The 12615-nt window shown below is 45.0% G+C and carries 11 protein-coding genes; 4 read left to right on the top strand and 7 right to left on the bottom strand.

The window, feature by feature from the left end; translation table 11 throughout:
* Positions 1-129: 129 nt before the first annotated feature.
* The 4 genes from R7E42_RS01135 to R7E42_RS01150 all read right to left on the bottom strand — a co-directional run bounded on the left by R7E42_RS01135 (position 130) and on the right by R7E42_RS01150 (position 5959).
* Entirely contained in the window at positions 130-1905 is a 1776-nt protein-coding gene (locus R7E42_RS01135) for an ABC transporter transmembrane domain-containing protein (protein ID WP_318072270.1), read from the bottom strand.
* 3 nt (positions 1906-1908) lie between these two features.
* Entirely contained in the window at positions 1909-3648 is a 1740-nt protein-coding gene (locus R7E42_RS01140; protein ID WP_318070727.1) for an ABC transporter transmembrane domain-containing protein, read from the bottom strand.
* A 271-nt stretch (positions 3649-3919) separates the two neighbouring features.
* Entirely contained in the window at positions 3920-4411 is a 492-nt protein-coding gene (locus tag R7E42_RS01145) for a type II secretion system protein (protein WP_005377704.1), read from the bottom strand.
* Between the two features lie 204 nt (positions 4412-4615).
* Positions 4616-5959, bottom strand: a complete 1344-nt coding sequence (locus tag R7E42_RS01150; RefSeq protein WP_047102220.1) for a sodium/glutamate symporter — start codon at positions 5957-5959, stop codon at positions 4616-4618.
* A 142-nt stretch (positions 5960-6101) separates the two neighbouring features.
* Between R7E42_RS01150 and R7E42_RS01155 the strand changes: the two genes are divergently transcribed.
* Positions 6102-6257: a hypothetical protein gene (locus tag R7E42_RS01155; RefSeq protein WP_154204611.1), complete on the top strand. Its 156-nt coding sequence runs from the start codon at positions 6102-6104 to the stop codon at positions 6255-6257.
* 128 nt (positions 6258-6385) lie between these two features.
* Here R7E42_RS01155 and R7E42_RS01160 read toward each other — a convergent pair whose 3' ends face one another.
* Complete coding sequence (locus R7E42_RS01160) at positions 6386-7264, bottom strand: LysR family transcriptional regulator (protein ID WP_054579469.1); 879 nt, start codon at positions 7262-7264, stop codon at positions 6386-6388.
* Positions 7265-7367: 103 nt separating this feature from the next.
* Between R7E42_RS01160 and R7E42_RS01165 the strand changes: the two genes are divergently transcribed.
* Together R7E42_RS01165 and R7E42_RS01170 are read left to right on the top strand one after the other, a co-directional pair.
* Positions 7368-7655 carry a putative quinol monooxygenase gene (locus tag R7E42_RS01165; RefSeq protein WP_318070729.1) on the top strand — a complete coding sequence of 96 codons (288 nt, stop codon included), beginning with the start codon at positions 7368-7370 and terminating at the stop codon, positions 7653-7655.
* Positions 7656-7666: 11 nt separating this feature from the next.
* Positions 7667-8644 (top strand): Gfo/Idh/MocA family protein, encoded by a 978-nt coding sequence (locus R7E42_RS01170; RefSeq protein WP_262644202.1) that lies wholly within the window; start codon positions 7667-7669, stop codon positions 8642-8644.
* A gap of 86 nt (positions 8645-8730) precedes the next feature.
* Here the strand turns inward: R7E42_RS01170 and R7E42_RS01175 are convergent, their stop codons facing one another.
* Positions 8731-9417, bottom strand: coding sequence for a DNA-3-methyladenine glycosylase I (locus tag R7E42_RS01175; protein ID WP_005377694.1), 687 nt, complete (start codon positions 9415-9417; stop codon positions 8731-8733).
* 86 nt (positions 9418-9503) lie between these two features.
* Here R7E42_RS01175 and R7E42_RS01180 point away from each other — a divergent pair, with 86 nt between their 5' ends.
* On the top strand, positions 9504-9698 hold the full coding sequence (locus R7E42_RS01180) for a hypothetical protein (protein WP_005377692.1): 195 nt from the start codon (positions 9504-9506) through the stop codon (positions 9696-9698).
* A gap of 85 nt (positions 9699-9783) precedes the next feature.
* On the opposite strand, the gene R7E42_RS01185 is transcribed toward R7E42_RS01180, so the two are convergent.
* Positions 9784-12591: an Hsp70 family protein gene (locus R7E42_RS01185; protein WP_318070730.1), complete on the bottom strand. Its 2808-nt coding sequence runs from the start codon at positions 12589-12591 to the stop codon at positions 9784-9786.
* Positions 12592-12615: the final 24 nt, after the last annotated feature.

Raw genomic sequence — 12615 nt, forward strand, 5'->3', positions numbered from 1 at the left:
GTCAATAATAGGTAAGAAATAGAAAATTAGTTCACATTATGAAGAAATTGGAAGCTAACAAGGCTAAATTTTGAAGTTACACCAATTATGCCCATGCCGACTAAATAAAAAGAAGGCACGGGCATAAAATCACACCGCTTCTTCGAGTTGCTTGGTGTCTTCTTCAATCTGTTGTAGGTGTCGGTTTGCTTGCTGTAACTGATACATTTGAGCATAACGACCATTTTGCGTTAAGAGTGCTCTGTGTGTACCTTTCTCGACTAACTCCCCATGATGAAGAACAATGATTTGGTCTGCATCTAGGATAGTTGAAAGCCGATGAGCAATAACAACGAGCGTCATGTCTTGTCTGAGTACCGCCAAGCTCTTTTGGATTAAAGCCTCTGTTCCTGAGTCAATATTTGCGGTTGCTTCATCTAATATCAATACCTTAGGTTTTACCACAAGCACACGTGCTAACGCCAAAAGCTGTTTCTGACCTGCAGATAAATTAGTTTCGCCTTGACCTAACTGCGTGTCTAGCCCGTTAGGGTAACGATGAATTTGTTCTGCCAAACCTACCTTGTCTAACGCATCCCATATTTGATTGTCATCAACCGCCCGACTGAGAGAGATGTTTTCTCTGACTGAAGCAGGGAGAATATGTGGATCTTGTTGAACCATTGCCACATCTTTGCGAAGTACGTCTTTCCCTAATGTTTTAAGTGGACGACCATCTATGAGCAGTTCACCACATTGCGTTGGATAAAAGCCCATTAACAGTGACGCTAATGTGCTTTTACCGCTTCCTGTATGCCCGACAAGCGCGATAAAGTCTTGGTGGTTGGCCTTCAACGAAATGTCTTTTAGGACGTCCTGTTTACCATCGTAGCTAAATGTGAGGTCTTTAAGTTCGATAGCACCTGACCTTAATGGTTGATGATCGCCCCCGTAAGTTTGTTCTTTCGCATCAATCAATTCAAAAACACGTTCGCTTGATACTAACGCCTGCTGAAGTAGAGCAAGTTGCTGAGTCATCTCAATTAGTGGTTCAGTAACTCGCGCAAGATAACTGATAAATGCATACAGTACCCCCACACCAATCAACTCAATACCATTAAAACCAAAGATCGCAACCAAGCAAAGCAACGCAAGACCAGCGAGTAAGTCCATTAATGGTCTTAGCAGATAGCCGTTTAGCCGAATCACTCGTTTAGATGCCACCAGATGCTCTGCGGTTAGCTCGTTGAACTGTTTATTAAAACGCTCTTCTTGTTGCATTAACTGGATGACACTCATCCCTTGAATGGATTCACTCAGATTCGCATTTATATTGGTCAATAGGTCACGCATCTTTCGGTAGCTTTCTGTACTTAGCTGCTTAAACAAGTACATAAAGCCGATGACGATCGGCAGCAATACAAGCACAACGAGTGTGAGCTTCCAACTCATGAAAAACATAACTCCAAGCATTACGACAATCATGACCACGTTTTTCACCACGGTCGCGATCAAAAGCTCATAAAATTGCTGTAAAGATTCCGTATCGTTGGTGATTCGCGACACCAATTTTCCAGCAGGAGTGTAATCAAACGCAGATAACGGCTGCTTAATCACGCCAGAAAATACTTGCTTACGAATCGCTTTGATCGTGTTAGCCGCGACAATGCTAAATTGCAATGACTGAAAATACTGGAATGTTGCCGATACGATCTGAAAAGCGATATAACCTACTGCTAGCGAAATCAGAACATTTTGTGAATAGTCACCTTTAGCGATGTGCTCATCAATGAAATATTGAATCAACCAAGGGCCGCCGGCGCTGGCTAACGCAGCAATAAACAGCAAGGCGAGTCCTTTAATCATTGGCTTTGGTTGAGATAATGGGTAAGACATTAACCGTTTAAACGTGCTGGTCTGGTTCATTCATTATTCCTCCATCGCCTGCTCTAGTTTCTGATACTCGAACATCTCGGCGTACCAGCCTTGATGCGCTAATAAAGCGCTATGTTGCCCACGTTCAGTAATGTGTCCGTGATTCAATACAATGATCTCGTCTGCTGCTTCCAAAGCGGTGAGGCGGTGCGCAATAACGATTAGGGCTTGATTACGGTAGTATGTTTCCAAATTCTTAAGGATTTGATGTTCGGTCCGTCCATCAACAGCGGAAAGTGCATCGTCCAAAACCAACACTTGAGCATTCAGCAGCATAGCGCGTGCTATCGCAATACGTTGTTTTTGCCCGCCGGAGAGTGTAATGCCTTTTTCACCAACTTCTGTTTGATAGCCTTCAGGAAACTTTTCAATATCGTCATGTATACAGGCTAACTTTGCTGCTCTATAGACTTCTTCTTTCTCTGCATTAGGGTTGCCTAAGGCAATATTGTCGAAGATAGATTTGGAGAATAGAAACGGACTTTGGTTAACGACAGCAAAGCGGTTTCGCCACTGTGGAAGTAGGGCATCCTTGATCTCGACATCACCGAATTTAATTGAGCCGTTTTCTAAATCATGTTGACGCAAAAGTAGTGTTAACAGGGTCGATTTTCCGCTTCCTACCGGCCCTGCAACTCCCAACATTTTTCCGGGTTCCAGTTCGATGTTTACTTCCGTCAAAGCGGGCGGTAAATCACTAGACCAATGGAAATCGGCGATATCAATTTTTAACGGAAGTGGTTTATTTTCTATTGGCTTATTGCCACTGATAATTTCTGGCTTTTCATCAAAGATCTCTTGTAATCGATTCCATGCAGCAGAGCCTCTTTCTAAAATGTTAAATAGGAATGCGAATGCCAGCATCGGCCATATCATCAACCCTAAATACATCGTAAATGCGGTCAGATCACCAAGCGTGATCTCACCTTTATCAACAAGGTAAGCACCAGCAGCGACACTAAGAAGGAAAGAAAGACCGATGGTTAACTGAATTGCCGGGTCAAATCTAGCATCGACTCTTGCGACAGCGATGTTCTTTTCGCCAGTATCATCCACAACCTCTTCAAAACGTTGCTGCTCTTGGTTTTCTAATCCGAAAGCACGCAGCATTCGCACGCCATTAAGTGACTCTTGTGTCATGTCTGACATGGTAGAAAAGGCTTCCTGAGCGACACGAAAGCGTTGATGTAGGATACGCACAATAAAGAAGATGATGATGGCAAGAAATGGCATTGGAAGAAGCGCCATTACGGTGAGCTTCCAGCTTACTTGCGTTACCATAATGATTAAAACCGCAATACCAGTGATCAAAGAGTCTGCGGCGGTTAAAACCCCTTCGCCGGCTGTCATAACGATATTACGCACATCATTAGTGCCACGAGCCATCAGATCCCCCGTCTTGTAACGTTCAAAAAAACGAGGTGGCTGTGTCGATAAATGCCTATATAGACGGTTACGTAGAATGGTCCCGAGCTCCCAGCTTGCGCCGAAAAGCCAAATTCGCCATAAGATGCGACACCCATAAATAGTAAAGATCAGTACAGTTAACCCTGAGAGCCATAGAATCAGCGTATTTGTATCTAAAGTGTTGTCTACGACGCCATCAACTATGATGCCAACTGCTTTGGGCGGAACAAGCTGTAGTGCTGATATCACAGCGAAAAGCAGAATGGATCCGACATAGTGCCTCCACTTTTGTTGGAAATACCAACGTAGCTGCCAGAATATTCTCATTACGCCTCCCGCTTTAAATTATTGAATTTGTTATAGAACTATTATTGAGCGAAATGATGAGTTTACAAGCACAAGTTATAGGCGGGTTTAAAAACGATAGATTGTTTCAATTATAGCCATGTGTCGGCGCAAATTACTGGTTTTATCTCTATGAGCTAACTGTGCGACGACATTATGTGAAATAGTTGTTAATGGTGGTTTTGGAGCCATTACCTTGCAATAACGATGAAGACACCAAAAGTAAAAGTGTTACTGCCACTCTCTATGGGAATTAGCAATCGTCAGTTTGTATTTTGTATTTCACTTGGCCACCAGGAGTTTCTGGGTAGTAAACTTCGACATAACACATATGTTCTGGACCAACAGGCTTGTTTGCAAAACCAATAAGGAAGTAGGGCTCGTCTGGGCTATCTACCCCATACCAAGTGTTAATAGTGAGTTGCGGATCAAAGCCTGCTAGCTCTTTTGCTGGAATAACATTTTTGATAAATCCAAAGTAACCAATTAGGTCGTTATGGCCGTCATTATCTAGATCAATGTTATATTGTATGCCGCCATCAACTGTCTCTTGAGATTGAATCACTGCTTTGGTGTAGACAAAGTTGTTGGCGGTCATGAGTGCTTCTCTGGCTCCATATAGAACCGCCACTCTGGCATCTTTTTGTAAGCCAAGAAATTTAGGAAATGCAACGACGCTTACAATACCAAGAATGATGATGCACACAATGAGTTCAATAAGAGTAAATCCTTGAGAGCGACGCACAGCCTTTCTCCATGTTTAGAAACGAATAGGCGGCTATTCTGATATAGAAACTTTCAGGTCAAGTATTAAAAAAGAATGGTAATAAGAGATCGGGATTGCAAATCTCAAATATAAAACAAGTTGCTTATTTTCGTGGTGGGGGAGTGATTTTGATAAAAACCAAGGAATGAACTCGAGAGGATAAAATCCTCCCGAGTAAAGCGACTAAGATTCGTGTGTCAGAGCACTGCTGTTACGTTTAAAAATGAATCGCCAAATAAATAAGACAATTGCGATGTAACCTAATCCTACACCAAGCGCTTGCCAGTGCATGCCGTTATACATTGCGATTGGCATCAAAGAGATGATGAAGATGTCAGTGATTGAGCCTGGGACATAAGCGATGGCGTAATCATCAAGTACCTTGCTACGCATCTTTGGATCAACAATACGAAGTAGAGCAATGCCCATAGCTACCGTACCGGTCAACCAACCCCAAGAGAAAATGCCTTTCTCGAACCAATCTTCTCCCATGATACGTGGGGCAACCCAGAAGATTAGCCATAGTGTGAAGGCGATACCGCCGATTGCAAGCGCTACCATCGGCATTAAATACTGGGCTAGGACGGTAATCTTGATGGCTGAGATACCAAAGATAATCAAATAATCGGTACTGATGCCCGCAGCGTGTTTGAATGCACCGTCACAAAGATAGCGTGAAGCTTTCGTTTGTTTCGCGACGATTCGCACGAGCATGCCGCCAAGGAAGCCAGTTACGAACGTAGGGATTTGTACCTTATCGTGGAAAGAAGATAAGTAGTTAGCCGCTACATACGAGAAAGCTGTTACCACTACAACCAACGCCGCGTGAATCGCAAAAGAATCAACCGACAGGGAAGACATGGTGTCTTTCATTACCGGTTCTTGATCATCAGGCTTAACAAGGCCTTTGCGTTCGTGTTCGTCCATGCTGTCGAAGGTCGTAAAGCTACGAATCCAACCCATCTTCAATGCGAATTGCAGCATGAGCATGCCGACAGAAATCGAGATGAAAATACCCACGGTTGCGAACGTTAAGCCAAGTGTGAAGCCATCTTCCCAGCCAAGCCCCGTGAAGATTTCACCAACAACAGATGCAGAGCCATGTCCGCCCATAAAACCCGCAGACATTGTCACACCAAAGCCAGGATTAATCTCTGGCCAGAAGAAGGTTGTGAGAACTAGACCAAACATTGCCGCAAACAACCACTGAGAAACAGAAGCGATTTGGTTAAACGCCCACAATGAGCCAGCACGCTGTGCGACGGTTTTAGGTGATGGAACATCCGTTGCCAGACCTAACGCAGAAAAAAGTGCAGCAGTTAATAGGCTTGCGTTAGCGGTAAACGTATCGGTCCAAGGAAGTACGTCTAACAGGGCTGGTCCAAAAATTAGACCGAATAATCCTGCGAGAACCGCCGATGGAATGTACATACGCTGTAGTAATGGCGCGTGAACGCGAATGACTTTTGCCAAAATCAATAGTAAGCCAGCGATGGCTAAGTCAGTCAGCATTAGACCTTTAGGCATCTTATCCTCCAGTAAATGCAGTCAAGGGGTAGCGTCCTTGTGACCTACCTTGAATAAAAATCTCTCTCAAGCCAAAAAGCCACATACGTGACTAAAAGCGTTGAGAAATCAATGTCGTTTTCATAAGCAAAGGAATGTGCTTATGCAATTTGAAATGAGTGTAAATGTTGTGATTGCACACGAACAGGAAGAGAAATTTGATGAAATTTCTCGATGTTATTTTGATAGTTCACTCAGGAAAGGCGGCAATCCTAGTCACTTTGTCAGAGCAATGCAATTGATGGGAATCAACAAATAGTGTTCACTAAATGAGCGTTCTATACTAACGGCCTGAAAAATAAAGACAATTAACAAGAAATAATATTTGTCATATCGACAATAAAAGTTGATTGAGTGGTTAAATTGTCGCCGCTTTATGAGGTGGTGTTACGGATTCACATGCGAAAGAACAAAATCAACCAAGGTGCGGTTTTTAAGGGAAAGCTGTTTTGAACGGTAAAGCAGGTGGATCGGTTTTGGCTTGGGAGTATGTTGCTGGAGAATTTCTACCAAGGCACCAGATTGAATTTCCTGTTCAACTAAGATCTTTGGTTGAAGAAGAACACCAGAGCCTTTTAACGCGGCAAACTTAAGCACATCACCATTATTAGACGTTAATCGGGTGTTGCTGTTTCCAAAGGTATTAGATGGCATGTTCACCACCTGTTGGCTTTCCCCTTGGTGGTACTGAAATCCCAAACAATGATGATGTTCAAGGTCATCAAGCGATTGGATAGGGGCATGCAGCTTAAGATAAGAGGGTGAGGCGCAGTAAGTCATGTCGTATTGCCCGAGTTTTCTTGCAACTAACGATGAATCGACCAACTCACCAATACGAATAATCACGTCTGCTTCGCTTCGATATGGGTCAATCAAACTGTTATCCAACATTAACTCAACGTTCAGTTCGGGAAATTCTGCTAAGAAGTCAGCCACGATGGGCGCAATCACCTTTTTACCATAGGTAACTGGGCAGTTAACTTTTACTGTTCCAGTTGGGCGGTTGATCAGCGTCTGGATTAGGTTCTCTGCGTTGGTGATGTCTTCAATAATGCGGTGGCACTCTTGATAGTAGAGTCTGCCAGCTTCGGTCAAGGACTGTTTGCGCGTGGTGCGATGAATCAGCTGCGTACCTAAGCTTTGCTCAAGAAAGCTCATGTGCTTGCCAACCATGGTCGGTGAAATATCAAAGTGGTGTGCTGCATTACGAAAGCTGCCGTGTTCGACCACGTAAGCGAAAACTTTCATGCTTGTTAATTTATCCATTGCACACCCAGAGTTGATAAAGAAATAACTAAAGCAGAGTTTATCAATCAAATGAGGTTAATTACAGTGGGCGTATGATTAAGAATGGAGAAAGAGATCCATCATGAGCGAGACGATTTTTGTTACCGCCGAACTGAAAATGAATGCCGATAAGCCAAGACAACAAGTGGTTGAAGCCATTGAACAATTTTGCCTTGATATGCAAAGCGAAGCGGGGTGCTTGCAAGCGAATGCGACCTACGATTCTAAAGATCCACAACGTGTGATTATTTGGGAGCGATATGAAAACCGCACCGCGATTGAAGCGCATTTTGCTATGTCGCATACACAAGCGTTCATTGCAGCTGAAATGGCAGAGTTAGTCCAAGCATTCGAAACCCAAGCTCAATAGGAGACGTGAACATGAAATGGGGCATTTTAGGCACAAGCTTTATCTCAGGTGTCATGGCTGAGGCAATCCAAGGCGATGACAAGAGTGAACTGTACGCTGTTGCTGGGCGTTCGGAGCAGAACTTAAAGACATTCGCTGAGCAATATGGCATCGAGAATACGTTCAACGATTACGATGCGTTGATTGCCGATGAGCAAGTCGACATTATTTACATCGCATTGCCAAATCACCTTCATCATGACTTTATCGTTAAAGCGGCAGAGCAGGGAAAAGCGATCCTGTGTGAAAAGTCACTGTCGGTAGATATGGAAAAAACCGAGTTGGCACTAAAAGCAGTCGAAACGCACCAGGTATTCTTTGCTGAAGGTTTGATGTACTTGCATCACCCGTTGATCAGCGAGTTGGTTTCGGTGCTTAAATCGGGAGAGGTTGGTGAACTTCGCTCCATCCATACGTCTTATATTGCGTCGATTGCGCAGTTTGTTAATCCAGACAGTAAAGGTGCTTTGTATAATTTAGGTTGTTACCCAATGTCATTGGTGCATTTGGTTGTGAAAACCATGTTGGGTCAGCAAACCTTTGAGAACCGTTCAATGACAGCGATTGGTCGACAAGGTAACGATGGGAATATCTGTGAATCGAGTTTGATGATGCAATTTGGTGAGCAACAAACGGTGAGCGTACATACTGCCGAAGATCATGGATTGAAACACCAGTTCACCATCCTGGGTAGCAAAGGCTGTATTACGCTAGATTCAAACCCATGGCTACCAACGCAAGATAACCAGTTTAGTGTGGAAATTTACGAGACGTCGAAGCGTGAAGTGTCTGTACCGGCTGCAGGGGACGCTTTCTTCTATCAAGTGCGCAATATTCGCCAAGCGGTTGAAGCAGGGCGTACCTCGTTAGAAAACCCTTGTGCAACATGGGAAGACTCTCACCGTATTATGCAGCTACTGACTGAGTGGGAATCACTGGCTTCAAAGTAAGTGTGTACTTGAACCAATGAACATAAAAACGGCGCACTAAATACAATATTTGGTGCGCCGTTTTTTTATTTTGTGTTCAGTCTGGATTAAATGCGATTATCGCCGGTGCTGAACGCAATGATTTGGCTGATCTCAGACAGGCTTCTGCCACTTTCTTGCTGCCATTGAACAAACGCTTTGTTGGTTGCATCGAGCGATTTTTTCGTATCTTTGCCACCTTCAATGATCTTGCAATTACGCAGGTAAGCTTCAACGTCGCTAGACAAGATGAAGGTATCAACGCCCATTTGACGCAGTGTGTAAGGGCCTGTATTTCCGCCTAGGCGATTACCGCGTTTCTTCAAATACGCCCACAGGTCGGTGATTTTCTCTTGCGGCCAATCGGCAACCATTTTGCCAAACGAGCCATATTCGATTTTTGCTTCGTGGATCATACGTGCGTTGGCAGGAATCGACATGACTTTAGTGAGGTGGCGAATGATGCGTTTGTCGGTTGCTTTGGTTTCCCATTGCTCGTCTGACAGCATCAACAGCGGCTCAATCTTAAATCCGAAGAATACTTCTTCGAAGTTCGGCCACTTGTTGCGAACCACGCTCCACGAAATCCCACTTTGGAATACCTTCATTGAAAAAGCGGCCAGCCAACGGTCATCGGGAATCGCAGCCAGTTCCTCTTTGCTTAGTGGATGAGACAAAAGCGCTTCAAGTTGATCTTCACCACCTTTACGCTCTGCAGCACGCTGATAAATCGCGTCAAATTTTTCGATACTCATAAAAGAAGTTAGTCCTAGTTTATGTCGATATTTGCGAAACATACTACGCTTAAGTGGCTGAATCGTAAATTGATGGAGTGTCACAAATGAAGAAGGTCACATTAACGTTTGTCGGAGAAGGTTCGGATCGTATTGCGGAAAAATTCTATGCGTGGATGACGGACGGTGGGTTGGAAGACAGCATGATTGAGAATTTATCTGACCGTGAAATCTCAGTGGTCGGCATCAGTGATATGGATAATGAAACGCGTGATGTGGTAATCAATACGGAAATGAACTAACGAGTCGTTTTTCGTGAGCTATTAGAATCAGATAAAACAAAGCCCTTCACGAGAAGGGCTTTGTTGCGTTTATGAGCATGGGAGCTTAGTTGTTTACCAGCGTCAAACCGCTTGGCAGTGCATCACCGAAGATACGTTTCGATTCACTCTCAGATAGCTCTTTGACTTCTTCAACCAATGATACCCATGATTCAGGCACTTTACTTTGCTTCAACTTAGCCAGTACCTGCTCACGGTAGTCGTCTGAGATATCAAATAGTCGGTCGCCTGTTTTACGACAAATCATTACGGCTGCAAACGCGATCATTGGCTCTTTCTGCCAGTTCTGCTCTAACAGTTTAGGCAGCCACTGTTCCGCTTGTTCACGAGGAACGACGTTATGCTGACTGCCATATAAAGGCGTACGTGATGCCAAGCGACCCATTGCCCACCAGTGTGCTTGTTCAAACTGGTTTTGGTTGATCGCTTTACTCAAGAACCACGTTGCCAATAGAACTTTATCTTCCACTTCTAGATGCTCTAGAGAGGCTGAAAGACGCACCATGGATTCGTAACCCATGTCTTGTGCCGCTTTGGCGGATTGTGGGTTTTTCATCGCGCCGGGATGCAGATATTTTGCGATGTCTGCCAAAATGGTTTCTTGTTGTTCTTGGCTTAGACCGCCCGCGATACGTCGCCAGAATACCCACCAGTCTGTCCAACCTTGATGGTTTTTGAACTGAATATTTTGTTGATACAGTCCCCAAACTTGCTCAATACGCCAAGAGTCTGTTGGATCGCCAAAGCCCGGACGCAGTGCAAAGCCCGCCAAACGAAGCCAGTTTTTCTCGTGTTGTTCAGAACGACGGCGACGCTTACGACCTTGCGCAAAGGTATCAAACAGTTGACGTAGGGTAGTGAAATCCCACTCGTCACGTTTGCCCAGTTTCTTCTCAAGATCTTTGGCTAAGGTTTTGATCTCTTTGCTTTCCGCGCTTTTCTTATTACCGCTGTAAAGGCGAGCGATCAGCTCCTTACATTCATTCAGTTTAGGGTGAAGCTTAACTTGCTCGCTGTCATCGGTTTGCTTGTTACGAACTTCGAACTCCAGCTCCCAACGTTTGCTCTCGTCTTCTGCGCTGACACATTCCATCTTAAGCGTACCGACTTCGGTCAACTGACACGCCAGTTGCACTTCTACGCGCTCTTTCTGGTTGGCTTGCAGTTCGGCACCTTCACCTTCAAGGGTGGTGATATAAGGCGGCAGAGGAGCAAATAAGTCAGGATCAACGTCCACCATCACACCGTTTTGAATGGCAGTGTTATTGGTTAAGGTGTCGTGGGTAGAAGTCAGCAGGTTAAAGCGAACGGGCTCACCTAGGGTAAGTGAGAAGCGACGACCACTTAAGCGGATCTCGTGTCCTTCTTCTGTACCTTTTGCAAGCAAACAGAGCGCTTTGCCCATCTTGTTCTTCTCTTGAAGGTGCAAGAAGTAAGAACGCGCTGCGCCACCACCAATTTTTAGCTGTGCACCACGACGCGCTTTACCAAACGCAACGGCACCCAGTGCAACAGACCAATCTGGATGTGGGTTATCTAATACCGTAACCGGAGCGCCTCGCCAATCGGACAGTAGGGTAGTGACTCGTTCAGTCACAAGTTCACTGTTGAACACACCACCGTTGAGTAGCAAACCGACTGGAATGGCATTTTGTTTGTCGTCTTCAATGCCAAGAGCGGCACGAGCAACTTGTTGGTGCTGAGTTAAGAACTCGGCAACGTGTTTGCTCACAGCTGGGTCAGCAACGTATGGAAGACCAAACTCGACGACGGCGCTGCGGCGCTTGTCTGGTACTTCACTGAAATCAGAAAGCGGGAAGAAGCCATCTAAAGCGATTTGGTGCACTTCTTGTTTGCTCAGCCCAATACTCTTTGTTCCGCCAAGAAGTTTCGAGCCGCTACCCAGCATGGTGATCTTCACTTCTTCAGGTGCACTTGCTGAAAGTAGGCTTTCTTTCGCCTTGCGAGTTTGCTGAATCAGCTTAGTTAGGCTTGCTGCAGTGAGTTTTTTGTTTTGACTGAAGCGACTTTCAGCAAGGTGCGCTAACGCTAAGTCGAGGTTATCACCCCCTAGCATTAAGTGTTCACCAACGCCAATACGATCAAGTGCTAAGTCGCTATTGGTGAACTTAGCTTCTATCAGGCTTAAGTCTGTTGTACCACCACCCACATCGCAAACAAGGATTAGTGGCAGATCTTTTAATTCGTCAGCTGCGGTTTGCTGGTGGCGTGCGTACCAGTCGTAACATACGGCTTGTGGTTCTTCGAGCAGGACGATTTTTTTCAAACCTGCCAACTCAGCGGCTTCAAGCGTGAGTTTACGAGCGGTTTCATCGAACGACGCTGGAACGGTCACAACCACATCTTGGTCTTCTAGCTTATTGCTAGGGTGACGGTAGTTCCATGCTTGACGAATGTGGTTGAGGTAGCTTGCGCTGGCAATAACGGGTGAGACTTTATCTACGTCTTGCGCACCAGCCCAAGGAAGAATGTCTGAACTACGATCCACTGCTTGGTGCGATAGCCAGCTTTTAGCACTGGATACCTGACGTCCTTCCACCTTAGCGCCTAATTCACGAGCCCATTCACCCACGATCACATTACTAATGTCGCCAGAGACAGGTTCGTTTTCCCAAGGAAGTGTTAGGTCAGAAGGGGAGATTTGACCAACTGCAGGGTGATAGCGGAAAGAGGGCAGCAATGGTTTACGAACCACTTCACCCGGACCAATCAATTGGTCTATGTCGAATAGGGATACTTCGGATTGTTCAAGGTTGTCGGTGATTTCACAATACGCCACCACAGTGTTTGTGGTGCCAAGGTCAATACCAACAAGAAAACGAGGAGATGCCATACAAACCTTCGTGTATTTAAAAAC

The sequence above is a fragment of the Vibrio sp. Vb1337 genome, from assembly GCF_033338715.1.
Classification (GTDB): Bacteria; Pseudomonadota; Gammaproteobacteria; order Enterobacterales; family Vibrionaceae; genus Vibrio; species Vibrio alginolyticus.

Coding starts and splice junctions, on each gene's coding strand:
- R7E42_RS01150 (WP_047102220.1), bottom strand. CDS start 5,959: ATGCCTAAAGGTCTAATGCTGACTGACTTAGCCATCGCTGGCTTACTA.
- R7E42_RS01180 (WP_005377692.1), top strand. CDS start 9,504: ATGAAGAAGGTCACATTAACGTTTGTCGGAGAAGGTTCGGATCGTATT.
- R7E42_RS01175 (WP_005377694.1), bottom strand. CDS start 9,417: ATGAGTATCGAAAAATTTGACGCGATTTATCAGCGTGCTGCAGAGCGT.
- R7E42_RS01135 (WP_318072270.1), bottom strand. CDS start 1,905: ATGAACCAGACCAGCACGTTTAAACGGTTAATGTCTTACCCATTATCT.
- R7E42_RS01165 (WP_318070729.1), top strand. CDS start 7,368: ATGAGCGAGACGATTTTTGTTACCGCCGAACTGAAAATGAATGCCGAT.
- R7E42_RS01170 (WP_262644202.1), top strand. CDS start 7,667: ATGAAATGGGGCATTTTAGGCACAAGCTTTATCTCAGGTGTCATGGCT.
- R7E42_RS01140 (WP_318070727.1), bottom strand. CDS start 3,648: ATGAGAATATTCTGGCAGCTACGTTGGTATTTCCAACAAAAGTGGAGG.
- R7E42_RS01185 (WP_318070730.1), bottom strand. CDS start 12,591: ATGGCATCTCCTCGTTTTCTTGTTGGTATTGACCTTGGCACCACAAAC.
- R7E42_RS01160 (WP_054579469.1), bottom strand. CDS start 7,264: ATGGATAAATTAACAAGCATGAAAGTTTTCGCTTACGTGGTCGAACAC.
- R7E42_RS01155 (WP_154204611.1), top strand. CDS start 6,102: ATGCAATTTGAAATGAGTGTAAATGTTGTGATTGCACACGAACAGGAA.